This window comes from Bizionia gelidisalsuginis, assembly GCF_008086185.1.
In the GTDB taxonomy this organism is placed as follows: Bacteria; Bacteroidota; Bacteroidia; order Flavobacteriales; family Flavobacteriaceae; genus Bizionia; species Bizionia saleffrena.
Genome location: NZ_VSKN01000005.1, coordinates 1 through 26,339, shown reverse-complemented (window position 1 = coordinate 26,339; position 26,339 = coordinate 1). Strand labels below are relative to the sequence as shown.

Here is a 26,339-nt window from a genome sequence, read left to right as displayed (position 1 = left end):
ATGAGTACAGATACAAAGCACGAAGTCTATCAATTATACAATAGCTTTATAGAGAATTGTTTATTAAAAGACAACTCTGTTTTAACCAACGAAGAAGATATTTTCTCTATTACTAATTTATATGAAGTAAAAAAACACTTTTTAGACGCTGCAATAGACGGTAATGCCGCAACTTATTGGGATAAAATAAAACTGCAATTTCAAGAGGCTAATTACGATGTGCGTTTGTGTTTTGCGCACTTAAATTGGTTGTGGTACTTACCAGCCGATGATATAAAACCAGAAACCAAAGAACAGACACCGTTATGGATTTTAGACAATGAAGATTTTAAAGCACAATTTGAAACGAATAAAAAACCCCAGTATTTTCCAGTAAGAGGTGTTGGGTCTGCTGGTCAGTATCACAAGACCAACAAGCCAATGGAGATAAATTTTTTATTAATACTCTGCATTTTTATAAAGAAGACTATTGAAAATGGCACTATTCTTACCGCAGACGATATTAATACTTATATTTTAGAAAATGCCAGTACCATCTTTGATGAGAACACATTTAATATTCCAGGGCGCGAGTATAAGCTACTAAAAACAAAGTCTTTTGCTATGGAAAGCCTAATGATGCATTTGGCAAAACCAGACTATTATGAGGCTATTGCATCAAAACAAGATAAAGAAGCCATAAAATCTAATTTTTATTCCCTTATCAAAGATTCTGAGGAAGCTAAAAATGAAGAGCTTACAATAGATGATGAAATTCACCTAATTAAAAAAGAACTAGAAAATTTAGGCATCTCCCAAAGTTTTTACGCCCCTAAATTATGGCATATTTGGAATAAAGGCTTGCACAATGTGTCGGAGGATATAATGCTATTGCAGTTTAAAAAAGCTTTAGTGTATTACGGTCCACCAGGTACAGGAAAAACACATACGGCTAAAGAATTGGCAGAATCATTTATAACCAATCACTTTTTACACAAAAAAGAAAACCTGAAAGTGTATTTCGAGCAGGGTTTAGAAAATATAGAAGGTAGAATACACGAACTACAATTTAACCCTAATACCTCTTACGAAGACTTTATTGCAGGCTACCAATTAAAAGCAACTCCTAATGGTTCAGAAACCATACCAGTAAAAGGACAGCTTTTTAATATTATCGAGAAGGCAAATAATGAAGAACAGACCACAGATGCTTTAGGTAAAGTAAAACTACCGCACGTTCTTATTTTAGACGAAATTAATAGAGTCGATTTATCTCGAGTTTTTGGCGAATTGTTTTCTGCTATGGAATACAGAAACAAACCAATACAAACGGCCATAAAAGGAATAGTACTAACCGTTCCCGACAACTTGTATATTATAGGCACAATGAACGAAATAGACTTCTCTGTAGAACGAATGGACTTTGCATTACGTCGTCGTTTTGTATGGAAGTTTAAAGGTTACAATGACGCTGTGTTAACCCAAATGCTGAGTGACTATTTTAACGACCAGAATTACGAGAACCTTAGAGATGAATTTGTAGAAGCTTGTAGCGCATTAAATCGCTACATCAGTAATGATGTGGAAGAGTTAGGTGAAGCCTATCAAATAGGTCATACCTTTTTTGCAGAACTTTCAAGAGTACACCAAGAGCACTATTACCTTACTGGTAAAGGGCGCTCAAGAAAAAGAGTGTTTAAAGAAGCCAAAGATATTTTGTGGTCTATATCCATAGAGCCAATGTTAGAAGCCTTCTTAGGAAATACAGATAAAGAAAGCGTAAAAGAATATACAAAGAGAGCATACAATTTATATTCCAATGGCAAGTAGTATGATTTATATACCGCCGGTTAAAGATTGCTCCTATATAGACATAGAGGCTAATATGGCGGTGCATATAAATGATACTTTCACTAACAAAAACGTGTTTAAAATAAGTGATTCTTTAAAAGAAGAAGAGTTACCACTTTTAACCTACGATTTCAAATCCAAAAAATGGCTAACAGGTAGATATATAGGGAAGCTGTTTTTTAATTATAATAATCAAGAGTATTGTTTTGAGGTGATCCCTCGCTTTGGGAATGCCGCAGTTATGCAATTACTAGAGGAAATATTCAATATTAAATTAGCACATAGTAAGTCTAAAAACAATTTAGAAAACAAGGTGCATAACGAGCTTATTAAAAAGCTAATCAGCATTATTTGGGTTAAACAACTCAGTAAGGCCAATGTACACGGTTTACCTAAAAACATATTAAAAAGAGAGCACAAAGGGCAAACGGTAAAAGGCCGTATAGATATTCGGAAAACGGTATTACCTCTCTATAACGAAAGCGTACTAATTTCCAATTCAATTGAGAAACAGACAGACTCAACCATAATTGCAATACTTCATAAAGCCTATAAAATATTAACTAAAGACTATTTCTTGTCTCAAAATATGCTTACAGATGGTGTTAAGGAAGTTATTATTTCAGCAGCGAGTTATAAACACAAATCAATAACTAAAAACCAATACCAAAGCATTAAGTACGGGTCTATGTACGCCAATTATAAAGCTATTGTTGACTTCTCTTGGCAGATTATTCAGCGTAAAAACAACACGATTTCCCAAGAACAATCTAAAGACACAAATGATGCTTTGTTTTTAGATATGGCAGAGATATGGGAGAATTATTTAATGACTATACTAAAGAAGAAATACAGTATTGGTGGATGGAAGGTGTATTCCTCAAAATTTAATATTTACAAGAGTAAAGATTTTAAGAGAGGGCTAATTCCAGATATTATTTTAGAAAAGGATGACAATGTGGTAGTGTTAGATGCTAAATACAAAAGAATGACAACTAACTTCAGGGATTATGATAGAGAAGATTTTTTTCAAATCCATACCTATGGCGCCTTTATGCAATCACAAAATAAAAAGGTATTGGGTTTGGGCCTTATTTACCCATTATTAGAAAATTTTGATCAACCCCAATTAGAGAGTAATTTTTCACATACCTTATTCGGAGATTCATTTAGTGAGTCTTGGTTCAAGGTAGATGGCATAAAACTAACCGAATCTTTAGAAGATTTAACGGTTCAAAAAGAAGCGTTTTTATCTAGGTTTCAAACCAACCTTTCAATGTACTACGTAAGATGAGTAAAATATCAGAAAACACCATAGAACATTCTTTAATTGAGCAATTAATCACTCAAGGCTATACCTATCATTATGGTCCAGACATAGCACCCTACAGTGATAATCCACAAAGAGAGAACTTTGCTTCGGTTATTTTAGAAAATCATTTTAAAGAATCGCTTAAAAAACTAAATCCTAATATTCCAGAAACAGCTCTTGCTGAAGCCTACCAAAAAGTTTTAAACTTAGGCACAGAAGATATTATGGAAAACAACGAGCGTTTCCATACCTACCTAACTAATGGGGTCACCGTAGAGTATAATAAAGACGGGCGTACCAAAGGAATTAATGTAAAACTAATTGATGTCGAAAAACCCAATAGCAATAGCTTTTGGGTCGTTAATCAATTAGTAGTTAAAGAAAACAATAACGAAAAACGTTTTGATGTGGTGGTTTATATCAACGGTCTGCCGTTGGTCTTTTTAGAGCTTAAAAGCGCTTTAGATGAAAAAGCCACTTTACGAAAAGCACACACCCAAATAGGGAATTATAAAAACGCAACACCAAGCATTTTTTATTACAATGCCATCTGTGTTATTAGCGATGGTATAGAAGCTAAAACATCTAGTGTTTCGGCACCATTTTCACGTTTTTTAAGTTGGCGTGCTCCTAACCCAATAGAAAACGATCCTCGTACAGAATTACAAATTCTTACCGAGTATATGCTAGATAAAAAGGCATTAATACAACTCATTAGATATTGTACCGTTTTCGAACAAGAAGAAAAGAAAGACGAAAAAACAGGATTAATATTTCAAATTAAAGTTAAAAAAGTAGGGGCTTATCATCAATATTATGCCGTGCAGAAAGCTGTAGCACAAACCCTAAGGGCTACCGCTACTCTACCCGCAAACAGCTTACAAAAAGAGACAGACACAAATTATAGTAATCATTATAATACGTCAGAAGCAGCAGAACCAGCAACCATAAATTACAGAGGTAATTATAATTTTTCGGGATTAGTAGAAACTGCACGTCTATTGCGAAAAAATGAAACGGCTACAGAAAATATACTTTGGGAGGTATTAAGAAATAAACAATTATTAAATCTAAAATTCAGAAGGCAACATCAAATTGGAGACTATATCGTCGATTTTTACTGTCATGAATTGAAATTGATAATTGAGCTCGATGGAGCATATCACTCCGAAGAAGAACAAGTTAAAAAAGATAAAAAAAGAGAAGCCTACCTAACCACAATAGGAAATACCGTCATCAGATTTTCAAGTGAAACAGTAAATACAGATCTGGAATCTATATTCCATAAAATAAAAGAACACCTAAATAGTTTCTCTCCCCCTGGGAGAGATCAGAGTGAGGGTGCCGAAGGCAATAGTTTCTCTCCCCCTGGGAGAGACGGAAGTGAGGGCTACGCCAATCGCAAGATAGGCGTAGTATGGCACACACAAGGAAGCGGTAAGTCTTTGACTATGGTTTTTTATAGTGGACAAATTATCGTGCAACCAGAAATGCAAAACCCCACTCTAGTTATTCTAACCGATAGAAACGACCTCGACGATCAACTTTTTGGCACCTTTGGTAATTGCAAAGACTTATTACGCCAAACGCCCGTTCAAGCCAATAGCAGAGAACATATAAAAGAACTCCTTAAAGTATCTGGAGGTGGAGTAATTTTTACGACCATTCAAAAATTCGCACCGGCAGAAGGAAATATTTTTGATACCCTTTCCGAACGCACCAATATTGTAGTAGTAGCAGACGAAGCACACCGCAGCCAATATGGTTTCAAAGCTCGAGAAGTAGAAACAGACGAAGGATCGGAAATTCGTTATGGAAACGCAAAATACTTACGTGATGCTTTACCTAACGCGTCCTATCTCGGCTTTACAGGCACACCAATAGAAAAAGAAGATAAAAGCACGCCAGCAGTTTTTGGCGACTATATAGACGTTTACGACATTAAAAAGGCGGTAGATGATGGCGCCACTGTTCCTATTAGTTACGAATCGCGACTAGTAAAAATAAAATTAGACGAAAATACAGCAGCAACTATAGACGAGGAAATCAATGAAATTGCTGATGCTACCGAAGAACAACTGGAAAGCGCTAAAAAGAAAACAGCTACTATCGATGCTATTGTGGGCCATCCAGAGCGTTTACAAGATATCGCTAAAGATATTGTAGCGCACTTTGATGCTAGACAAGAGGTTTTTGAAGGTAAAGCAATGATTGTGGGAATGACGCGTAAAATCTGCGCAAGGCTTTATAATGAAATTATAAAATTACGCCCAGAGTGGCATAATGACGATATGGATAAAGGAGTCATTAAGGTAATAATGACGAGTACCAGCGATGACGACGCCATACTACAACCCCACCACTCCACCAAAAAGCAAAGAAAAGACCTCGCTGCAAGAATGAAGGACACCACCGACGAATTAAAATTGGTGATTGTTCGCGATATGTGGTTAACAGGATTTGACGCTCCTAGTTTACATACACTCTATGTCGACAAGAAAATGCAAGGCGCTAACCTAATGCAAGCTATTGCCCGCGTAAACAGAGTATATAAAGACAAACCAGGAGGTCTAATTGTAGATTACATTGGTATTGGTCAAGACCTACGTAATGCAATGGTTACCTATTTACAAAGCGGTGGCGAAGGATCGCCAATTGTAGATATTAAAGAAGCTATTGCAGGAATGTTAGAGAAATTTGAAATCATTGAGCAAATGTTTCACGGTTTTAATTATAAAGAGTATTTCTCCGCTGAAACAGCCAGAAGACTACAAGTTATACTAGCAGCACAAAACTTTATACTATCAAGCGAAAAGCTAAAAGACAGATTCTTAAAAGAAATTACGTTGTTATCTAAACTATTTGCGATGTCTATACCTAGTCCAGAAGCAAATGCTATTAAAGATGAAGTAGCCTTTTTTCAAGCAATCAAAAATAGAATCAATAAATTTTCTGGAAACAACATCAAATCAGATTACGAAGTAGAAACAGCTATTAAGCAAATAATCGATGATAAATTAGCAAGTGATGGTATTGTAGATGTCTTTGAAGCCGCAGGTATTAAAGCACCATCATTAAGTATTTTATCAGATGAATTTCTATTAGAAGTTAAAAATATGCAGCAAAAAAATGTTGCATTCGAGTTATTAAAAAAGCTGTTAAGTGATGAGGTACGCATTCGCAAAACAAAAAATATAGCCCAAGGAAAACGGTTTTCCGAATTGTTAGAATCGGTTGTAAAGCGCTATCATAACAATCAAATAGATTCCGCACAAGTACTACAAGAACTCTCTAATATCGCAAAAGAAATGCGAATAGAAGACCATAAAAGCGAAGAACTAGGTTTAAGTCCCGAAGAATATGCCTTCTACTCTGTGCTCTCTCAAAACGACTCCACTAAAATGTTAGATGATGTAAAAATGAAAGAACTCATTCATACAATCGTCGATGTAGTGAGAAATAACGCAACTGTAGACTGGAGCAAACGCGACGATGTAAAAGCCAAACTACGATTAACAGTAAAGAAAATACTAATGCGTTACGGCTACCCACCAGATCTCGCCAAACTAGAAGCCGACAGAGTCCTAGCACAGAGTGAAAACTTGGCGGAGTTTTTTGCGGGGAATTAAAGAGTCACAATAATTATAAGAGGCTAATAAAACAATAAATACGCAAACCAAATTAAAGACAAAATCTAACTAAGTATATAAAAATAAGCAATATAATAAATTTAAATGTGGAAGATAAAGTTGAAACACCTTTAACAAAACAAAAAATCATTAACCTTTTAAGTAAATAATTTTGTAACTTTGCAATGGAATTATCGTATAAAAATACCAAGCTGAAGAAGTCCCTCACTACCGATAGTGGTATAGCAAAGAGTTATGGCACCTTGGCAAAGAAGGTAAAGTTACGTATCACTCAGCTAAAAAATGCAGATAATTTAGAGGTGATCTCAAAATTACCCGTACTACGATTCCACCAACATATAGGGAAAGACAAAGGTACTTGGTCTATAGACATACAAAAAAATTGGAGAATACTATTCACAATAAACCAAGATTCATTACCAACCTTAGAAGATGGCGGTGTAGATTTAAAAGCGATAACCATTATAAGTATTGAGTCTGTAGAAGACCCTCACTAACTTAAAAAGGAAACATTATGACTGATTTACAATTAAAAAAATCTTTACTCTCTTGCCCTGGTGACACTATTCAAGAGCATATAGATCATATTGAAATGTCGCAAGCAGAATTAGCAGAGCGATTAGGCAGGTCTGTTCCTAAGCTAAATGAGTTAATAAAAGGAAAAGCACCTATAACTAAAGAAACAGCAACAAAATTAGAATACGTTTTAGGGGTACCTGCAAGTTTTTGGCTCAATTTAGAACGCAGCTATCAAGATGAATTATTGGAGATTGAGCAGTTAGAAGAATTAGAGCAATGCAAAGAATGGGTATCCTCTTTTCCATTACCTAAAATGAAATCTTTAGGTTTGCTTCCAAATACTCAAAAAAAAACCGAATTAGCAGATGCCTTATTAAAATTTTTTAGAGTTGCTTCACCTACACAATGGTCAGACATTTATAATGGTTGTTCTTTAGCTTTTAAAATAGAATTAAAACACACCACCGAACCACAAGCTATTTCAGTTTGGTTACGATTAGGTGAATTACAAGCTGATAAAATAGAAGTATCCACCTTTAATAAAAAATCATTACGTAGTTGTTTAGAACAAATTCAAGATATTGCATACAAGCATACAGAAACCTGGTTAGAAGAACTGCAAACACTTTGTGCTTCCTGTGGTGTCGCCCTAGTATATACACCTTGCATTGCTAAAGCACCTATATATGGCGCCACAAGATGGATTAAAAATAATAGTATACCTCTTATTCAATTAACAGATAGACAAAAAGATTATAACGCGTTTTGGTTTACTTTCTTTCACGAATTAGCACATATTTTATACCATGGTAAAAAAGATATTTTTATTGATGGTATTGAAAGTATTAAACCTGACAAAGAAAAAGAAGCAGATGCAGATGCATTTGCAGCGCGTATGCTATTATCTGATAAAGAAAGAAACGAACTGTCTACATATCATAAAATTAATAAAGAATTGATAGTAGAGCTAAGTAAAAAGTTCAAAAAACACCCAGGAATTATAGTTGCCCAAGTACAAAGACAACACAATCATTTGTATAAAAACATACAATTAAATAGTTTAAAAATAAAGGTTAAATTTTCTGAATCACAAGTTTAAAGAAAGAACATAATCAATAAGAAAAGCCTACGTTATTAAGAGCTATAGTCATATGTTTTTCGGTGATTAATTCTTTAAACAAAATTCGCCAAATCGTTTTTAATTTGGCTTTATATAGAACAAGATAAAAAAATTAAATTATGGCAAAGAAAAATAACTCTGGAGGAAATAAAACTAATAATGGACATAATTCAAAAACAGGAACTAAAAACATTGGTTTAGGGGCAAATACTAATTCAGGTGCTGGAAGCACAAGAGGTTCTGGTTCTGGCAATAGACCACGTAAACCTAAAAGAGACTAAAGTTAAAGATCGCTAATAAAATCAAACCAACTAACATAAGGAATATAGAGATTAAATTTAATACATTAGTTATTCTGTTGTATTTAATCACATTTTTATCATATCCTTTTTGTTCACAAGTATCTATGCTTTCCCCTTGAATTTTCTTCAACTCTAAATTTATAAATTTCTCTTCATTATCATTAGAATAAAACCCCGTTTTTTGAGACACAAAGTTTGAAGTTATTGCGACCAGAAAACATAAACCACAAAATAATAAAAGGGCTGTGTTTTCAATATCAACTTTACCAGTTTTAAATTCTCTTAAAGTTTCAAATAATATATATATTCCTCCCCCACTAATGGAAATTATTAACAAATCCATTCTTCTAATAGAATAATTTGTTCTTTCTCTCGTATTATTTAAATGCTCATTCCAAGCATTATATTTAATTTGGTTCTTTTTCTTCATTCCTATAAAAGTACTGCTATTTTAAAGATCATAAAACTTATAAACTGATTATAATCACATCCACCAATCAAGCAGACGGCTGTGTACGGACTAATTCCCAATTAAAATCGAGTTACACCGTACTAAAGAGCTTTATAAATAATCACCTAAACAATAACAATAATTCCAAGTTCAAAAAAACAAAGTGCTATAATTAAACAGTAGCAACTCTTAAAAACACAACCAATCTACAACAAAGTCTCATCATATATTTTTCCAGAAAACACGCTGTTTCAAAAATAAAAACTCCTCTACCCCCATATTTACGATTTTTTATACACGATGTTGTATACAGTGCTTACTCAAGTATTTTTAATTCAGGCGTATTTAATAGAGTATTATGGGTTTTTTCAAATGCTTTGATTAAGTTTAACGGACTTGTCATTCTATAGTAGGTAATTGAAATCGAATTTGGTTCTACTACAATATCATACTCTAAACCTTCTATTTTTATCGTACACCAATTAAGATTATTATGGTCATAATCAACTTTTATTTTATCGTTTTCTAAATCTTCTACGTGGTCAATAAGGTTTTCTATATTGATAGATTTAGATAAGTCAAATTTCAATTCATCGAAAGATTTTTCAAAAATCGAATTAAATTTATCTGAATCAATTATTTGGGAATCTTTGAATTCTTCTAATGTGCGTGTTAAAATGTATTCGCTTGGTTCTTCGTCTAATTGTTCAATATTAATGAAATATATAAAATCAGGTGTTGAAATAGAAGCAAAGCCATTTTCAATATTAGTTTCTACTTCTCTCCTTTTATATTTTAATTTCTTTATATAGTCTGTTATTTCTCCAATATCTTCTGATAATTCTCTCGAACCACAGGATTTTATAAAATCTTCGGTTGTTGAGTTTTTGTAATTTGGCACTTTATGTTTTCCTTTTATAAAACCATTTAAACTTTTAACATCTCCTCTCTCTCTTCACTTAACATTGTTATTCGTTTGAAAGAAATATTCGAATAGGATTGTGTAATAATTTTCTGCTCTATAATTGGATTAATGTCGATAATTGGAAAGCGATTTGTAAAATTACCAAAACAAGTTGGTGTTTGGTCTTTTCTGTCAGTTGTATTTCTTTTAACAAAATCTTTGACGTTTTTATTTAGAAAATTCTGAAGATTATCGCTAAACAAAATACCATCTTCATAAATTTTATTATTTGCATTACCAGTTAAAGCCTTAATTAAAAAATTCGACCAAACTCCATTTCGCAAAACATCATTAGAAACAGAAGTTTCAGTTGATTTTGATGATGCAAATCCAGAACAATATTCTTCATCTTTATACAGATAAAGTAAATCATCAATCTCGAATGCAGTATTTAAATTCCTTTCATCTTCTCCAAGTTCAAATCCGCTGTGACAACAATCGAAGAACAGAATATTTCTTTTGCAGTCTGATTTTTTAAAAAGCGATAGTATTTCTTTAATAGAAATTCCAGTATTCGTAATGTCAGTTTTATAAGCATCAAAAGGAACTATCCAATTTTGTCCTTCTGAATACGCACCGTGTCCTGCAAAAAAGAATATTATTCTATCAAATTTAGTTGCCTTTTGAGTAATCTTTTCAAGCTCCTTTTTAATTGTAGATTTTGTCGCTTGTTGATTTATTAGATGTACAATTTCTTCCTCGTCTATCGTTGAATCAATTTCAAATGCTTTTTTCAATTCAGATGCATCTTTATTTGCGTACCTAACTTTACTAAAATCTGATGTTCGTAGATATTCTTCAATACCTACACTAATCAATAAAGATTTCCTGAAACGATTGTTGAATTAGATTTCATAGTTTTTTTCTCGCATTGCATACAACTGGTTATATGACATCTAATATACACTTTTTGGGGTATTATAATCAGGGTAATAGGTTATTCTGTTCTCCTTTAGAAATAGCACTAAGGCTGTATATTTAGCCAGATCAACAACCAAGGCAACGGTAATTCGCAGCTAACCAACCTAATATATAATAAAACAATATGTTTTATCTATAACTTGTATCGCAAAATTAAATAAATTTGCCAAGTACCTTTACGCCTTAGTAAAAGTAGATTAGTACTTCCAGCAACACTTCTAGGCATTAAAAAAATCTCCGGATAGATTAAAACTCTAGCAGCAGTTGGTTAGGTTTACGATAGGTACATTGAGTTTCATAATAAATATATAAAAGACCGAGTAGGGATTAAATATTTCAAGTCTATTTTTACTATTAAATTCAAAAAAAACATAGATAGTTACATTGATAGCAACAAGGTTGAACAAAATATATGCTATTATGTCAGTATGATACAAAATATCAAAACGTAATTCGACGAATTAAAAAACCTTTCATCTGCTACTTATAACTTATAAGTTATCAAAAATGTCACCTTGTCAAATTAAGAAACCTTTAACGATTTCGGAATAATATTTGTTCTTAACAAAGCATAAAAAAAAGTCCCAACATTCGACCGGAAGGACTTTTAAATTGAAAGTGAGTAGAAAAATGTAAAGATTTCTACTTCATATTTTGTGGCGCAAATATAGTGTCTTACTTCCACCCTACAAAATATCCTTATTTTCTTTCACGGTTTAGGTCAATCGTCTGTAAACGTTGACCGTTTAATTAATTCAAAATACAAATGAAAAATTTTCATTTAGTACACGATGATGGTATGTACAAACTCAAGAAAGAGAATGCGCAGCGCGCCTCGAAGGTTATCGATTCAACCAAAGCTGATGCTATTAAACAAGCAGCGGCTTTTGTAAAATCAAAAGGGGGTGGTTCCTTAAGAATTCATAAAAACTTGGGAGGTTTTAAAGAAGAGAGAACGTATCCAAGATCTAACGACCCTAAACAATCAAAAGGTTAGATTATGAAGCAAGAAAAGTTTAAAATATTGAGTATCGATGGTGGTGGTATAAAAGGTGTATTTCCAGCCAAGTTTTTAACTTCTTTAGAAGAAGAAATAGGTGAAGGTCAATTACATAAACACTTTGATTTAATCTGTGGCACTTCTACAGGAGGTATCATAGCATTAGCTTTATCACTTGGTATTCCAGCCAAAGAGATTTTAAAATTATATCAAGACAACGCCAAAACAATTTTTGGTAGTAAAAATTTGAATTTTGTAAAAAAACCTTTTTACAGTAACAAACCTTTAGAAAAACTTATTAGAGATATTTTTAAAAAGTACCATCACTCAGATGAAGATCCAAGAATAAATGATGCTTTGGCAAAGGTAAAATTACTTATACCTATCTATAGTTTAGGCGATGGCGCTACTCAGGTATTAAAAACACCACATACTAGCGATTTAATAATGGATAAACATATCCCCATGTATATGGCAGCAATGGCTACTTCAGCTGCACCTACATATTTTAATGCGTACTCTAATAAGTTTAAGCGTATAGGCTCAGATACGTTTGAGGATTTTTCTAATAAAGTTGATGGTGGAGTCTATGCTAACAATCCTAGTATGCTTGGCATAATAGAGGCTACAACTAGATTGGAAGAGGAACTAGATAACATTCAATTATTATCAATAGGTACTGGACAATACAAATATGAAGAAGCACAAACAAAAAACAAGTGGTCCGTACTTTACTGGTTAAAAAAGAAGAGAATTATTGAGCTTTTTATGCAAAGTCAATCTCAGCTAGTCCATAATTCGGTGAATATACTACATCAATTTAATGATGACTTTGTATATAAACGCATTGATTTAGAGTTTAATCATAATTTCAACGTTGCTATGGATGATAAAAACCCAGAAAAACTAAAAAGATTAGCTGAAAAAGCATCAAGAATATTTCAAACTGAAAGCAAATATGTATTGGATACCTTTTGTAGCAGCAGCGTACCTGTTGTTTAATAAGAGTAAAAAATTAAAGAAAAAGAATATGGCAAATTGCAATAAATTGTTTTTAGATTTTAATAGTAATCTAAATATCCCAAAAAAGAAAAAAGATAAACTTAAAGACTCTAAAGAAGTGCTTCGTGCTAAAATACGTAAGCATTTTAAAGATAACCATCCAGAGTATAAGCCAGAGTTTTATATTCAAGGATCTTATAAAATGGGTACAACCATTTTAACAAAAGATAATGAATGTGATTTAGATGATGGTGTCTATTTTAGAAGAGAAACCGATGTTACTGCTACAACTTTACAAAAATGGGTGAAAAATGCATTAGATGGAGCTACAAGTTCAGCCGTAGAACACAGGTCTAAATGTTTAAGAGTAAATTATCAAGGAGACTATCATATTGACTTTCCAGTTTATATTTTCCCTAAAGATGACAATGATCCTTCTTTGGCTGTTAAAAATAATGGCTTTGAAATGAGTGATCCAAAAGAGGTAGTGGACTGGTATAAAACCGAAAAAGCAAAAAGTTTACAGCTTAATAGACTCGTGAAATACCTAAAAGGTTGGGGAGATCATAAAAGAAATAAAATGCCTAGTGGTTTAGCAATGACTATACTTGCAGCTAACAATATCCAATCCAACGATAGGGACGACGTAGCTCTTAAAAATACACTAGTAAAAATTCAACAAACTTTAGATGACAATTTTGAATGTTTTGTTCCTGCAACACCTGGTGACGATTTATTTGAAAGCTACGACGCTATTAGGAAAAATAATTTCCTTTCCAACTTAGATGATTTTATTAAAGATGCAAATAAAGCGCTTGATAATGAACCAAATCAATTAAAAGCAAGTAAGCTTTGGCGTAAACATTTAGGTCTTCATTTTCCATTTGGTGAAGATGAAAACACAGACGCTAAGGAAGCTGCATTAAAACGAATTTCAGAGAACGTATTAAAAGGTACAGCCTACTCTCAAAGTTCAGGAACAATTTCGACTGAACCGACTAAAGTTAAAAATAAACCTCATACAAATTATGGCGGTTAGCAAATTTCATAAAAACAAGTTCAAATCAAGTGGGCAAAATCTATCTCTAAGAGTAATTCTTATCAGGGAGAAAAAGCGCATTGAATCAAATTATAATTTTCTAAAATGTACAATAAAGCAAAATAAATTAATTTGCAAGGGCATAGTTAAACCAACAGAATTTTCTAAAGAATATAATATAAGAATCGATTATGATGGTATTAATAGTCCCAAAGTATATGTAATTGAACCAGAAATAGAATATAGTGATGAGATACACATTTATCCGAAAGAAGGGAATCTATGCTTGTACCATCAAGAAACAGATAACTTCTACTGGAATTATAGAAAACATAATATATTTGACACCATAATTCCTTGGGCTTTAGAATGGTTTGTGTTTTACGAATTATATCTGATTACAGGAAAATGGGAGCATCCTTATAAATCTCATCGAAGAATTAAAGACGTAAATTAAATTATGGGAGTACAACTTTAACAATTACTAGGCCTATAGAGATATAACGATGCAGTTATTATTATCGATTTTTATATCCCTCAATTTGATGAGCTCATACAGAAAGGATTATCTTTTTTCACTGTGTATTCTATTTCTAGAGACGCGTATGGTGTAAATTTCGCTTGAAAAACCTAAAAATTTCACATACTCAAAAAGATGCCACTCAAGGAGAGTTTGTCGGCATACGAAATGGGCGTTAAATATGAAGTGGTCTAAAGTATAGAAAAACAATGTGCTGGAGGTTATATCAACAAATATAGTTTCCACACTTCCAGCACTTACCCATTCCATCGTTTCGCAAAAAGCTTCACTCATTTAATTTTCAAAGCTTAGAATCTGTCATTAAGGATAAAAACTCTCCTACTCCACATTTACGATTTTTTACAATAATAAGCAATAACTATAAACTATATACAAATTTTTATTAGTTCACTTCACATATTATTCCACAGTTAATAGAGTTATTAGTCAATTCTTCTCTAAACAACGAAGAGAACGCATTTAAACTCCATCAAATAACACATTAATATTCCCACATTTTAACCAGAATAAGCACAGTTTTAATTGTGGAAAATCAAGAATTACTCAAAACAACACGAACAAAAAGCGAAAGCACACCCTGAAAAAACAGGGTTTACATTACTCTTCAATCAATAGAAATAATATGGTGAAATTTGAAGGTTTTACAAATTTTAGCCATTATTAATACATCATAAAATACTAGCGTGGCGCATTAAACACTGATGTTGTAATCTACTTAAATACAACCCGTTAAGACCTTAATCACAACTTTTAAAGGAATATAAATTTAGATTAAAGAGGCGTAAATCATGTATAAAATCACACAATACGGTTTCCCGTAAAAAACACATCTATGAATCGTTTACATTTGTTTTATACTCAAAAAACTAAGTTTTACACAACTAAAAAACCAACATATGAGAAAAACATTGTTTATAATTTTGACCATATTTTTTATTCAATCTTGTGCCCCAGGTGAGGAACAGCAAATGATATCTGTCGGTAATAAGTATACACTCTCTATACCATCATTCTTGACTCAGGTCTACAACTTAAATGATGATGCTTCATTACAATATCAGCATAGTTGGAAAGAGTTTTATGTAATAGCCATTGACGAATCAAAAGAAGAAATGCGAAAGGCACTTATTGAGAATAACCTTACGGATACATATAAAAACAACATTGAAGGTTATTCAAAATTAATTATGGGCGTTTTCAAGGAAGGCTTAAGTAATTCATATCAATCTAAATTAATTGACACAACGATTAACAAAATGCCTGCTAAACTAACCACATTAAGTGGCACTGTAGAAGGAATAGACGTGTTTTATTCAATAGGAATTTACGAAGGAAAAGATAGTTTCTACCAAGTTTTGGCATGGACACATAAAAGCAAACAACACAGTTACAAAAACAAAATGAACAAAATTCTTTACTCACTAAAAGACTTAAAACAAACAGAATATGCTCAGTAATTCATGGAACAACATATTAGATTGGTTTAGAGACAGGAGCGAACGTAGTAAACTTGTTCGCAGCTTTAACGAATCTGCGAGAAATTCATTTGTTGGTGGTATAGCCCCGACATTACTTAAAGGTAAAATTTCTAAAGGAGAAAGCGCATATAAACACCAATTTTCAAATTGGTTAAACACAGGATATCGTATTCAAGCATTCACAGGAAGGCAACTATCAAAAGACGAACTTATGCATATTGGAAAAGTAATCCTAAATGACGAAATTCTCGTTCGTAAACTCGTGGTTTTGGGTTGGGACACTTTGGAAATCCATGGAGATGAAGGCACTTATGGTTGCAGATGGCAACTGAAAGACTATATGCCATTACCTAAATTTAATCACGACTAATATGAATAATAGTTTATTCCAAGACAGTTTAAAAGTAGCAGAAAAAGTTATCACTAAAACGTCTGAAAACAACGATACAAGTAACCTATGGATGTGGATTGCAATAGGAGAATTCACAATGATTATTGGCTTTATAATAGCCATTCGATTAAAAAGAAAACCTAATGCAAAAAAACAGTTTAAGGATAAATCTTTAGCGCAAGAAGTTGACTTTAACAATATTATTAATAGTTCTTTTCATTCAATAGAATTGTATGATATCCTGAAAGTCAAATGCCACCCTGATCGTTTTCCAACGGATCCAAAACTCAATGAAATAGCTGATAAACTATTCCAAGAAATTACAAGAAGCAAAACAAACGTTAAACGCCTTCAGGAACTTAAAATTGAAGCACAACATAAATTGAATATTAACTTTTAAAATTAGAATTATGGAACAAGTAGTAGTATTAGTAGTAGCAGTAGGTCTTGCTGCATTAGTAGGTCAATTAGGAAAAAATAGAAATATTGGGTTTGGGTGGAGTTTTGCCCTCAGTTTGTTTTTGTCGCCAATTATAGGTCTCATAATAACCTTATTTTCCAAAAAAAAAGATGTTGAATTCATAGATATACAAAAAGACGAAAACTAACAATTATGAAAATAGCAGGAATTATTTTACTCATATTAGGGATACTATCAACTCTTGGTGCAATTATCGGTGCTGCAAAAGGACACTCTGCCTCATTTGGTGGTTTGGCATTTGTTGTTTTAGGAGCATTTCTATTAAGCAGAGCAAATAAGAAAAAGGAAGAAGAAGAAAAGAAAAGAAAATGGGCTGAAGGAAATTCCAATGAAACGGAATAGAAAGCCAGCACATAACAATATAAATGAAAATGCAGTAATATTAATGATTTTGGCTCGAATCAAACCTTTTACTTAACCGAAATTATAATGCTTCAAAACCGCATACTTTTCATAGACTAACCGTAACCTTCATCTAAACTAGATAAATATGAAAGCAATAACGTTTTTAATTCTAATTGGAATCTCTTCATTTTCTTTCGAAAAGGATTGTTCAGATGCCTATTCTGCAGCAGACGACACATATAGTTATGCTAAAAAAGCCTTCAATGCAGATAGTTGGGAAAATTCTAAAACTTACTTAAAAAAAGCAATGAGTTCAGCGGATGATGCTATGTCTTATTCCAGTGACTGTGAATGTGATGATGCCTATTATGCTGCTGATGACTCTTACTCATACGCTAAAAAAGGATATAATACTAATAGCTGGGATGACACCAAAAGTTTTGCCAAAAAAGCGATGAGCTCAGCAGATGATGCTATGTCCTATGCCAACGATTGCAATAATTAAATAAAACACATATAAGAATGTGTGTTCAGAAGTTGAATTGATGCATAATAGGGTTACAGCTATAGAATTTTGAATGAGTCTCATATTTAAGCCATTAATTGGTAAATTATTAAAATTCAAGCCTATTATTATTTTAATAACCGTGATAACCGGAGTCGGAACTGTAGTCTGGGACCACAACATTATGACTTTTTTAATATTATTTGGTGAGCTATTATTTAATCTCATTTCCTACAACCAATAGAGAAATCAAAGTGTTGGTTTTCATACTACTAGAATTAAACTATCAATAATTAAAACAGACCAGAAATGAATTTTAAATTTTTAAAAACACTATCAATCCTTTTGATTTTTTCAAGCTGTGGAGCTTATATGAATAAAAATGTTAATCCTTATTATTTTGGTATGACAACTTATGACAGCAATAAATTGAAAAAGCCAAAGGATGTAAAAATTTACAATTACACTGAAGAAAATTTACAATACTTTTTGATAAGAGGATATAAGATAAAAGCAAAATCTGCATTTAGGGAAAGATATGTGCATAATGATTGGGCGAGATTGGCATCAAAACAACTTGGAACACCTATTATGTTATTAAAAGATGACTATGTTGGCGCTGTATCAGGAAGAAAAACGCTCGCTTTTAGAATTCCAGGAGAGACTTATGTAGTTACATCAAAAACAAATGCAAATTTGAACTATAATTCTAATTCTACTGCATACGCAGTAGGCACAAATGGATCTGCTATTGGTTCAAGTTCGACTTATGGTAATGCGAATTATAGCTCAACAACAAATACAACGATACAAGGACCGGACAAATATGGCTACACTTCGGTTCCATACAAAAATCATTATTATGACTACTATGCTTTGTTTCTAGTAAAAGAATATAGGGAAGGAGATGAGAAAGCACCGAAAAAGTTTTTAAAGAAAACTTTTTTAAAATATGACTCAGATACATTCCTACAGAAAAAACCTGCCTATAATTCTGAAAGAATAAAAAAAGTAAACAAAAACCAACTTATTTATGTAATAAAAGAGAAGGCGTCTAATACAGTGTATTCAAAAGTATTTGTTAATGGACACTATGGGTTTATAATAACAAAATTAATAGAATAAAAAATTTAAAGTCGGAATAGAATAAAAAAAGATTTAAGTAGAAATAAGTAAACAATAATAAACAAACGAAGATAATATGAGAGCAATATTTGTTTCACTATATGGGGTATTTGCAATAACAGCAATAATAACTCACCTTTGGACTGTAATAATAGCATTTACAGAGGGCGGATTTTTAGGAGGGATAATCTCGTTATTTCTTCCATTTTTAGCAGAACTCTATTGGATGTTTAAGATGTTTGGAGTGAATGATACTTATGCATATATAGCGCTCGCTCACTTAATATTGGCAATCCCCTTTTCCTTGATTGGTCGAGAATAAAATACAAAAGTCAAATTCCAAGAACCTAAATTCGTTTAGCTGTATTATTTACTCTCTGTTTACCTAATATGCAATATGCTAATTTTCAAATTTTTATTGACCAAAAAATTGGATTAAAATTAATTTATAATGATATTATTGTTCAATTTAGAAGAAATTAAAAATAAGAAAACTAGTATAAAAATAAATAAAGAGTATATAACTTTATTTAGGCTTTTACTTATAAATTTCACATATTCAGTTATTGTAGAAGTTGGACTTATAATAGTTTGTTTAATTTATCCATTACTAATTGAGAATATAAAGTTTAATCAGAATTTAAAATATGTAGGATTTTCAATTTTAGTGTTTTTGATTTTACATATAATGCTATTGACAATGAGGAATTTAACTGATTTTTATCTAATTTTAGTTAAACCAGCGAAAAAAGCCTAATTCCCAACAAAGTACTGTGGTAAAAAACAAGTAAAAACCCATTAACTTTTCACTAAAGTACTTCAGTTAGTATTCTAATATAGTAATCCAGATTTAGCAATTACTAAAGTGGCTTTAGTAGTTTTTTTTCAGCCCGCCTCTCCTTAGAAACCATAAAAAACAACTAACCCGGCGAGTTAACTAATGAAGAAAACAACCTACCACCAAGTACAAGGGTATTGTTTAAAAAAAACAAAAACGCTCCCACCCCACATTTACGATTTTTTACAATAATAAAGAAGAAGTAATTTCTATATTTGGTGCGCTAATAAAGAAGTATAGTTGCCACTCATTGTGCGCATTTAAGATGTATTAGTAATAGCCTTTTTGGGTTATGAACTAGCAGATATACAACCAATGAAGAAGGTAACACATTGGTTTTATGCTCATATAACTAAGTTACCAACAAGCTGAATGAACGAACTTTTAGAACTAAATAGAAAATTTCTAATTAATGGATATTTATGGATAAGCGGAATTCTTTCCATTGGGTTTTCTGTCTATTTATTTTTCTTTTATTCCGAAGTTTCGTCCAAATGGATTTTAATAATTTATAGTCTGACTTTAATAGTCTTACCTTTATTTATCTTATCAGTTTGGATTTCTGATTGGTTTCGAAAAAGGAGATATAAAAAGCGGATTCTGACTAAGAAACCGTACTCTGAATTAGAGAAAATTGGATTTACCAAAAAGACAATTAAAACAAATCATAATAGTTTGGTAGATTATGTTCAATTTGCCGAAATAAATGGTAGTGAAATTATTTTTGATATTAATATTAGGAAACCGAAAATAGCAGAATTTAGTATTTATGGGCTTACTAATCATTTGAACAGTAAAGAATATTTACAAAAAGCTAAAGAATTGGATTATTTAAAAATCGACTTTAGCAGATATGCTTTCACAAAAAGTATTGATACTAAAAAGGAAAAATTAAATTCTATTCAGGAATTAGAAAAAATATTAATGGAATTGACTCATATTGCGAAAAAAGAAAAATATGAACCGATTTCAATAACGGAAACAAAGCCAGTTAGTAACACCGTATAAAAATAATTGCGGTTTAGTGCTAAATCAAAGGTCGTTGCGTGTTTGTAACATCTGATTTTCCTGCGGAAAATCCTCGCATACAAACCCACAACTATTCTTATACATAAACGTTGCCAACAAGTTTGAAATCGAGCACATTTTAATAATTCTGGGAATCTTTCAAACCCCAATTATCCAAACTTTTTAAAATATTCTCAAGAGATTTCCCTCTAGTCGTTAATCTGTACTCAACTTTTGGAGGAACTACAGGAAAAACCTTTCTGGATATAAGTCCATCTTTTTCTAAATCCCTTACCGTTTGTGTAAACATTTTATTAGAAATCCCTGGAATTTTCTTCTGTAAAATGCCTGAACGCAAACCGCCTTCTAATAAATGAAATAAAATTAAAGGTTTCCATTTTGTCCCTATTAGATTCATTGTGTAGTTTAAAGGACATCTATTTTCTTTATTCAAAACCATAACTTTATATTACTGATTATCACTATATTACTCGTTTTGGTAACTATACCACTTTTTAGTAAGTTATTGTCAATTAAGCAAATATAGATTAATTTTGCAATCTAAAATATAAATCATGACAACTAATAAAAATTATCCAAAATCATTTTCTCATATCGGAATAACAGTTCCAAATATAAAAGAAGCCGTAAAATTCTATTCAGAAGTAATGGGCTGGTATGTAATTATGGAGCCTTCAAAAGTAAAAAAGGAAAAGGAAACTGCAATTGGTCAAATGTGCATTGACGTTTTCGGAAACGATTGGACTGAATTTGAAATTGCTCATTTAGCAACTTCAGACGGAATTGGTATTGAATTGTTTTCCTTTCCAAACGGAATAAAGGAAGCACCAGAATTTAATCCTTTCAATACTGGACTTTTTCATTTTTGCATACAAGACCCAAATATTGAGGAATTGATAGAAAAAATAGTGTCTTATGGTGGTAAACAAAGAATGCCAATAAGAGAGTATTATCCTAATGACAAGCCTTTCAAAATGTGCTACGTTGAAGACCCATTCGGGATTGTTTTTGAAATCTACACTCATAGTTATGAATTGACATATTCATCAGGTGCTTATTCAAAATAAAAAGACAATTGCCAAAAAAGTACTGTGGTAAAATACAAGTAAACCCATTAACTTTTCACTAAAGCAGTTCTGTAAGTATTCTCATTTATCAATCCAGCTTTTGCTATTCCAAAAGTTGGATTTAGTAGCTTATTACAGACCGCTTTCAACGTTAGTTTTTTGATCTTTCCCTTAACTACTATAAACTGAATAGAGAGGATATAACAAAAAACAGTGACAATTACGTATACTTAGTAAATAAAGTGCTGTAATTAAACAGTAGCAACTCTTAAAAACAAAACCAATCTACAACAAAGTCTCACCGTATATTTTTCCAGAAAATACGCTGTTTCATAAATAAAAACGCCCATACCCCACATTTACGATTTTTTACAATAATAAAGAAGAAGTTATTTCTATATTACGTGCGCTAATAAAGAAGCATAGTTGCCACTCATTGTGCGCATTTAAGATGTATTGGTAATAGCCATTTGGGTTATGAACTAGCAGATATCCAACCAATGAAGAAGGTAACACATTGGTTTTATGCTCATATAACTAAGTTAGCAATAATTTATGAACAGCGACGACACGAAAAAATTTGGACTAATAATAATCGAATCGTTGCCGAATGGAGATAAAAAAACAGGTTTTAATCTTCATCATTCGACAATTAAATATAAAGTGTTTCAAGAACCGAATTTAAGTTCTGAATTCTATGATGTTGATACTGGAAAAGATTTAGTTGAACTCTTGAAAAGAATAGTCAATGATGCAATAGCTAATAATTACTTCTTTTTTTTTCATTTTGAAATCCACGGTTTTGATGGTGGATTAGAATTAAAAAACGGAGATGAAATATATTGGAACGAACTATTAAGTATTTTATTACCACTAAATATTCATTATAAAAATACGTTGGGATTATATCTTGCAGTTTGCAATGGAGCGAGTTTATTGAAATATTTAAATCCAATGGAAAGGTCACCTTTTCGCTTTATTTTAGCAAGTCCAAAAAACATAAAAATAGTTGACCTGGAAAAAGGTTTTGATATATTTTATGAGCACTTTTTCTTTTCCTATGATATTGTCGAATCACTTGAAAAATATAATTCCGTAATAATAAATGAGGACAGTCGATTATCACTAATTACAAGCCAATATTGTATAGATACACTTTGCGATATAGAAAGAGAAACAGCTGATAAGGATAAAATTTTAGACTTATTAAAAGAAATTTTTATCAAGGAAAATAAGGAATTTGAAAACTTGTCAGAGAGGAAAATGTACGAAATATTGAAAAATGAAATGACAAGAATTTTTGATGAGGCTAAATTAAATAAAGATTACTATTTGATGAAAGACTTGGAATAAAAACTATTGCTAACACCGTATAAAATTAATTGCTGGCTTTTTGCCTATTTACGAAAGTCCAAACGGACTTTCTTGGTTCGTGTTTTATTTACTAAATTTACTGCTTAAAACACGCAACTAATCTTATACAAAAACGTTGGCAATAATTAAAAAAAATGAATGATTAATACAATAGAAATATCAGAAAATCAAAAGCAGAAAATTTTAAGTCTTAATGAAAATCATTTTAATGACTTAAAATCAAAAAGAATAAAACCTGCAAAATTGACTAATACAATATCTGCATTTGCTAATTCTGTTGGAGGAGATATCTATTTAGGTATTGAAGAAAATGACACATCAAGCTCCCAAAATAGAGAATGGAGTGGTTTTACTGATGAAGAAGAAGCTAATGCACATATTCAAGTCTTTGAAAAGCTCTTTCCTTTAGGGGATTATTTCACATATAATTTTTATAAAAATTCATCGGAAAACGGAGTTATTTTGCATTTGTCCATAAAGAAAAACCCAAAAATTATCATAGCTTCAAATGGTAAAATATACAAAAGAAGGTCTGCTCAAAATCTTCCTATTGAATCAGAAGAAGAAAAAAAACGTTTGGAATTAGATAAAGGAATTCAATCCTATGAAGACCATACTTTGAATTTACCTTTAGGTTTTGTTTCTGACTCATTATCAATTTATGAGTTTATGACAGAAGTTATTCCCACTACGGAACCTGAACCTTGGTTGAGAAAGCAATTATTAATAAGGAATAATTTACCAACCGTTTCTGCCGTAATGTTGTATTCTGATACTCCTCAAGCAGCACTACCAAAACAAAGTGGGATTAAAATTTATAGATATAAAACCAAAGATGAAGAAGGAACTCGAGAAACTCTTGATTTCACTCCAATATCTATAGAAGGTTCCGCCTATAAACAAATATATGAAGCTGTTAATAAAACAAAGGAAATTATTGAGTCAGGTAAAGTTTTAAAAGAGACAGGTTTAGAATCACTTGAATATCCCGAAAAAGCTTTGCACGAAATAATTACCAATGCTGTTTTGCACAGAGATTATAGTATTGCTTCAGATATTCATATAAGAATTTTTGACAATAGAGTGGAAATATTAAGTCCGGGTTCGCTTCCCGGTCACGTTACTGTAAAAAATATATTACAAGAACAATTTGCTCGAAATGGAAATATGGTTAGGCTTATTAACAAATTTCCAAACCCACCGAATCAGGATGTTGGAGAAGGTTTAAATACAGCCTTTAATGAAATTAGTGAATTAAGGCTAAAAAAACCTGAAATTATTGAAAATGAACATTCAGTAACTGTATTAATTAAACACGAGCCTCTTGCCTCCCCATCTGTGTTGATTATGGAATATTTAGAAACTCACGAAGAAATACATAATAGTACAGCAAGAAAAATAACTGGAATAAAATCAGCAGATTCAATTAAATCTCATTTTTATAAACTACAGAAAAGAAATTTAATCGTTAAAAATCCTGACCCAAATAAAAAAGGTAGAAATTCAACGTGGATTAAAAAATAACTATTGCCAACACCGTATAAAAATAATTACGGTTTAGTGCTTAATCAAAGGTCGTTGCGTGTTTGTAACGTCTGATTTTCCTTCGGAAAATCCTCGCATACAAACCCGCAACTATTCTTATACATAAACGTTGTGCATAATGCGGGAAATCGTGATAAAATTGAACATTTGAACTAAAAAAGCCAGCCACACAAACAGCACATTTGGTTTTTGCCGACACATAATCCAACGCTTAAAAAACCAAAAGAGCTGTTTTTTTCCAACGCTCGAAGTAATTAAATAATATGAGCAGACTGCAAACAATAGAAAATCGACTGAAAGAAATAAATGGAACTGTATTTCAAGAGCTATGCGATAGTTATTTAACGATTAGAGACAATAATTACTTGGCTATATCTAGGACAGGAAGTCAGACAGGAAAACAAAAAACAACAAAAGGAACACCTGACACTTTCTTTCAATTACAAAACGGAAACTTTTTATATTCAGAAATTACAACGGATACGAGTACAAAAAACAAGCTAGCCAATGATATAAAAGCTTGTTTTGACCCTGAAAAGACAAAAATCCCTATTGAAAAAATTCAAGAAATCATTCTTTGCTTTAATTGGAACATTAACCAAGATAAAATAACCGAATTAAACACACTAGCTCAAAGTTTTAAAGCTGACATTAGAATTCGCTATTTAATGCTACAAGAATTAGCATTGGAACTTCACTTGCATCATAGAGATTTAGCACATCATTATTTAGGTTTACCATTAGATACAGGTCAAATAGTTTCAATAGAGAATTTTATCAAAGAGTATGGTAGAGCTTCAAAAGGTATTGCTACACCTTTAAATAACACATTTTTACATAGGGAAACAGAATTAGTGCAATTAAGTAATGCTATAGATAATCACGATTTTATAATCCTTACTGGAGCACCTGGAGTTGGAAAAACGAAGTTAGCAATTGAAACTATCAATAATTATTTATCAAAAAATGAATCATACCAAGCATATTGTGTTTCATATAAGAGCCATACTTTACTTGAGGACTTGTATCAATATTTTGATGTAGAAAAAGACTATTTACTTTTTGTTGATGATGCAAACAGAATTGATGCATTTGAACAAATAACAGGCTTTTTTAAAGCTAATAGAAACGGTAAACTTAAAATAATAATAACTGTTAGAGATTATGCATTTCAAGAAATCGGACGAAAATGCCAAGAATTTTCAACTCAAAGAATAGACTTACATAAACTTTCAGATGAACAAATTATTGACATAGTAAGTTCAAGTCATAAGTGCAACACGCTTATTTAAAATAGATGGGGCTAGCCCCATCTATTTTAGGCTCAATATTTATATTCGTTTTGAATGAAACATTATAAACAATTGACCTTGTCACAAAGGCACCAAATCTCTGCATTATTAGAGACAGAAATAACTATTACAGAAATATCGAAAATTATTGGTGTCAATAAGAGTACGGTATCAAGAGAGTTAAAAAGGAACACGCCAAGTAGAGGAAGGACAGCTGG

General features: G+C 31.8%; 27 protein-coding genes. 23 read left to right on the top strand and 4 right to left on the bottom strand.

Going from position 1 to position 26,339, the window contains the following annotated elements; translation table 11 throughout:
* The 6 genes from ES677_RS05175 (at position 1) to ES677_RS15260 (ending at position 8,712) form a co-directional block, all read left to right on the top strand.
* The gene (locus tag ES677_RS05175; protein WP_148380640.1) at positions 1–1,809 is read left to right on the top strand and encodes an McrB family protein; all 1,809 of its coding nucleotides are present in this window, start codon (positions 1–3) and stop codon (positions 1,807–1,809) included.
* Positions 1,799–3,124, top strand: coding sequence for a 5-methylcytosine restriction system specificity protein McrC (locus ES677_RS05170; RefSeq protein WP_148380639.1), 1,326 nt, complete (start codon positions 1,799–1,801; stop codon positions 3,122–3,124). The genes ES677_RS05175 and ES677_RS05170 overlap by 11 nt, the downstream gene beginning before the upstream one ends.
* Complete coding sequence (locus tag ES677_RS05165) at positions 3,121–6,771, top strand: HsdR family type I site-specific deoxyribonuclease (RefSeq protein WP_148380638.1); 3,651 nt, start codon at positions 3,121–3,123, stop codon at positions 6,769–6,771. Before ES677_RS05170 ends, ES677_RS05165 begins: the two co-directional genes overlap by 4 nt.
* A gap of 185 nt (positions 6,772–6,956) precedes the next feature.
* A complete protein-coding gene (locus ES677_RS05160) occupies positions 6,957–7,289 on the top strand; it encodes a type II toxin-antitoxin system RelE/ParE family toxin (protein WP_148380637.1) in 333 nt (110 codons plus the stop codon).
* Positions 7,290–7,306: 17 nt separating this feature from the next.
* Entirely contained in the window at positions 7,307–8,410 is a 1,104-nt protein-coding gene (locus ES677_RS05155; protein WP_148380636.1) for a HigA family addiction module antitoxin, read from the top strand.
* Positions 8,411–8,550: 140 nt separating this feature from the next.
* Entirely contained in the window at positions 8,551–8,712 is a 162-nt protein-coding gene (locus tag ES677_RS15260; RefSeq protein ID WP_170235049.1) for a hypothetical protein, read from the top strand.
* Here the strand turns inward: ES677_RS15260 and ES677_RS05150 are convergent.
* The 3 genes from ES677_RS05150 to ES677_RS05140 all read right to left on the bottom strand — a co-directional run bounded on the left by ES677_RS05150 (position 8,699) and on the right by ES677_RS05140 (position 10,966).
* Entirely contained in the window at positions 8,699–9,163 is a 465-nt protein-coding gene (locus tag ES677_RS05150) for a hypothetical protein (protein WP_148380635.1), read from the bottom strand. The genes ES677_RS15260 and ES677_RS05150 overlap by 14 nt on opposite strands.
* A 337-nt stretch (positions 9,164–9,500) precedes the next feature.
* Positions 9,501–10,085, bottom strand: a complete 585-nt coding sequence (locus ES677_RS05145; RefSeq protein ID WP_148380634.1) for a hypothetical protein — start codon at positions 10,083–10,085, stop codon at positions 9,501–9,503.
* Between the two features lie 26 nt (positions 10,086–10,111).
* Positions 10,112–10,966, bottom strand: coding sequence for a caspase family protein (locus ES677_RS05140; protein ID WP_148380633.1), 855 nt, complete (start codon positions 10,964–10,966; stop codon positions 10,112–10,114).
* 869 nt (positions 10,967–11,835) lie between these two features.
* Here ES677_RS05140 and ES677_RS05135 point away from each other — a divergent pair.
* From ES677_RS05135 to ES677_RS05080, 12 genes are all read left to right on the top strand, one after another.
* Entirely contained in the window at positions 11,836–12,066 is a 231-nt protein-coding gene (locus ES677_RS05135; RefSeq protein ID WP_148380632.1) for a DUF2188 domain-containing protein, read from the top strand.
* A gap of 3 nt (positions 12,067–12,069) precedes the next feature.
* Complete coding sequence (locus tag ES677_RS05130; protein WP_148380631.1) at positions 12,070–13,071, top strand: CBASS cGAMP-activated phospholipase; 1,002 nt, start codon at positions 12,070–12,072, stop codon at positions 13,069–13,071.
* Between the two features lie 28 nt (positions 13,072–13,099).
* The gene (locus ES677_RS05125; RefSeq protein ID WP_170235048.1) at positions 13,100–14,110 is read left to right on the top strand and encodes a CBASS cGAMP synthase; all 1,011 of its coding nucleotides are present in this window, start codon (positions 13,100–13,102) and stop codon (positions 14,108–14,110) included.
* Positions 14,100–14,567, top strand: a complete 468-nt coding sequence (locus tag ES677_RS05120) for a hypothetical protein (protein WP_148380629.1) — start codon at positions 14,100–14,102, stop codon at positions 14,565–14,567. Before ES677_RS05125 ends, ES677_RS05120 begins: the two co-directional genes overlap by 11 nt.
* A gap of 980 nt (positions 14,568–15,547) precedes the next feature.
* Positions 15,548–16,108: a hypothetical protein gene (locus ES677_RS05115; protein WP_148380628.1), complete on the top strand. Its 561-nt coding sequence runs from the start codon at positions 15,548–15,550 to the stop codon at positions 16,106–16,108.
* Positions 16,098–16,499 (top strand): hypothetical protein, encoded by a 402-nt coding sequence (locus ES677_RS05110; RefSeq protein WP_148380627.1) that lies wholly within the window; start codon positions 16,098–16,100, stop codon positions 16,497–16,499. Before ES677_RS05115 ends, ES677_RS05110 begins: the two co-directional genes overlap by 11 nt.
* A 1-nt stretch (position 16,500) precedes the next feature.
* Entirely contained in the window at positions 16,501–16,920 is a 420-nt protein-coding gene (locus ES677_RS05105; RefSeq protein WP_148380626.1) for a molecular chaperone DnaJ, read from the top strand.
* 10 nt (positions 16,921–16,930) lie between these two features.
* Positions 16,931–17,128, top strand: a complete 198-nt coding sequence (locus ES677_RS05100; protein ID WP_148380625.1) for a hypothetical protein — start codon at positions 16,931–16,933, stop codon at positions 17,126–17,128.
* Between the two features lie 5 nt (positions 17,129–17,133).
* Positions 17,134–17,343 carry a hypothetical protein gene (locus ES677_RS05095; RefSeq protein ID WP_148380624.1) on the top strand — a complete coding sequence of 70 codons (210 nt, stop codon included), beginning with the start codon at positions 17,134–17,136 and terminating at the stop codon, positions 17,341–17,343.
* 148 nt (positions 17,344–17,491) lie between these two features.
* Positions 17,492–17,851: a hypothetical protein gene (locus ES677_RS05090; protein ID WP_148380623.1), complete on the top strand. Its 360-nt coding sequence runs from the start codon at positions 17,492–17,494 to the stop codon at positions 17,849–17,851.
* A gap of 309 nt (positions 17,852–18,160) precedes the next feature.
* A complete protein-coding gene (locus ES677_RS05085) occupies positions 18,161–18,976 on the top strand; it encodes a hypothetical protein (RefSeq protein WP_148380622.1) in 816 nt (271 codons plus the stop codon).
* A 1,210-nt stretch (positions 18,977–20,186) separates the two neighbouring features.
* A complete protein-coding gene (locus ES677_RS05080; RefSeq protein WP_148380621.1) occupies positions 20,187–20,822 on the top strand; it encodes a hypothetical protein in 636 nt (211 codons plus the stop codon).
* Between the two features lie 139 nt (positions 20,823–20,961).
* On the opposite strand, the gene ES677_RS05075 is transcribed toward ES677_RS05080, so the two are convergent.
* Positions 20,962–21,282 (bottom strand): winged helix-turn-helix transcriptional regulator, encoded by a 321-nt coding sequence (locus ES677_RS05075; protein ID WP_148380620.1) that lies wholly within the window; start codon positions 21,280–21,282, stop codon positions 20,962–20,964.
* A 115-nt stretch (positions 21,283–21,397) separates the two neighbouring features.
* Between ES677_RS05075 and ES677_RS05070 the strand changes: the two genes are divergently transcribed.
* The 5 genes from ES677_RS05070 to ES677_RS05050 form a co-directional block, all read left to right on the top strand.
* Entirely contained in the window at positions 21,398–21,910 is a 513-nt protein-coding gene (locus ES677_RS05070) for a VOC family protein (RefSeq protein WP_148380619.1), read from the top strand.
* A 555-nt stretch (positions 21,911–22,465) separates the two neighbouring features.
* A complete protein-coding gene (locus ES677_RS05065; RefSeq protein ID WP_148380618.1) occupies positions 22,466–23,263 on the top strand; it encodes a hypothetical protein in 798 nt (265 codons plus the stop codon).
* Positions 23,264–23,422: 159 nt separating this feature from the next.
* Positions 23,423–24,808, top strand: coding sequence for an ATP-binding protein (locus ES677_RS05060; RefSeq protein WP_148380617.1), 1,386 nt, complete (start codon positions 23,423–23,425; stop codon positions 24,806–24,808).
* 284 nt (positions 24,809–25,092) lie between these two features.
* Positions 25,093–26,121 (top strand): nSTAND3 domain-containing NTPase, encoded by a 1,029-nt coding sequence (locus ES677_RS05055; protein WP_211357861.1) that lies wholly within the window; start codon positions 25,093–25,095, stop codon positions 26,119–26,121.
* 54 nt (positions 26,122–26,175) lie between these two features.
* Positions 26,176–26,339 (top strand): helix-turn-helix domain-containing protein (locus ES677_RS05050; RefSeq protein ID WP_148380616.1); only part of this gene is annotated, 164 nt, incomplete at its 3' end.